At 48.4% G+C, this 1,228-nt stretch carries 2 protein-coding genes; both read right to left on the bottom strand.

The window, feature by feature from the left end; translation table 11 throughout:
* Nucleotides 1-185, bottom strand: a 185-nt coding sequence (locus tag KDK16_RS05295) for a hypothetical protein (protein ID WP_257275021.1), incomplete at its 3' end; no start/stop codon positions are given.
* A gap of 345 nt (nt 186-530) precedes the next feature.
* Nucleotides 531-1,228, bottom strand: a 698-nt coding sequence (locus KDK16_RS05290; protein ID WP_257275020.1) for a hypothetical protein, incomplete at its 5' end; no start/stop codon positions are given.

The following is a 1,228-nucleotide window of genomic DNA, read 5'->3' as shown; positions in this document are numbered from 1 at the left end:
CTCGACGATAAAACGGTAAGTCTGCGGCTCAACCGGGCAGACGAAAGGCACAAAGGCCAATACCTGCAAGAGTAGACTTTTAATGGTTCTATCCTCTGTTTTCTACGGATAGGAGCAGTGATGGTAGACGAGAGGATAATGCGCACAGAACCAAAACATGGTGATTCATAGATTCCTTCATCCATGGCAAACGTGCTGGCATGCCACTGAGACGCCGATGTTTTATACCTGATGACTGTCGTAAAACCCGGTTTGAGAAAAGCGATGAAGTCAGTGACGATCACGGAGCTAGAGCAAGGTGATTACCCGGACCCGACGTGGTTCACCTCAATCGTCTGATTCGGGTTGTAATGACGAATATTGAGCAGAGAATTGTTGATGTGAAACCCCGGGTGACAAAGCCATCATTTGGCTCGCGACTTACTAGTATATTTATCAACCAACGACCCAAGTGCCTTTGCCTGCTCAGCAATGACCGGATGATTGCTATGTTTTGCACTACTCAATCTTGCACAGATATAGTTCCCATCTTAGGGCCGGGTTCCTCTCCCTGCCTGCACTTGTGAGACCGGATTTTGCACAGAGTACAAATGAACCAATGGCCCAAGTGCCTTTGCCTGCTCAACAATGGCCGGATCATTGCTTCGTTCTGCACTCCTCAACCTTACATAGATATGGCTGTCATCTTCAGGCCATGTTGCTCTCCTTGCCAGCACTTGTGTCACCAGATGCTGCACAGAGTACAAATTAACCGATGGCCTAAGTGCCTGTGCCTGCTCAACAATGGCCGGATCATTGCTTCGTTCTGCACTACTCAACCTTGCATAGATATGGCTGTCATCTTCAGGCCAGGTTCCTCTCCCATCCAGCATTTGTGACACCAGATGCTGCACAGAGTAAAAATTAATCAATCGCCTAAGTGCCTTTACCTGCCCAGCAATGGCCGGATCATTGCTATGTTTTGCACTCCTCAACCTTGCATAAATATGGTTGTCACTTTCAGGCCAGGTTCCTCTCCCTGCCTGCATTTGTGACACCAGATGCTGCAAAGAGTACAAATTAACCAATGGCCTAAGTGCCTCTGCCTGTTCAGTAATGGCAGGATCATTGCTGCGTTTTGCACCCAACAACCTTCCATAGATATGGTCGTCAACTTCAGGCCAGGTTTCTCTTCCTGCCTTCACTCGTGACACCAGTTGCTGCACCGAGTACAAATCAACCAATGCCC

The organism is Endozoicomonas sp. SESOKO4 (assembly GCF_024606275.1).
Note: the sequence above shows the minus strand (reverse complement) of the source record. Positions and strands in the feature narration are given on the sequence as shown.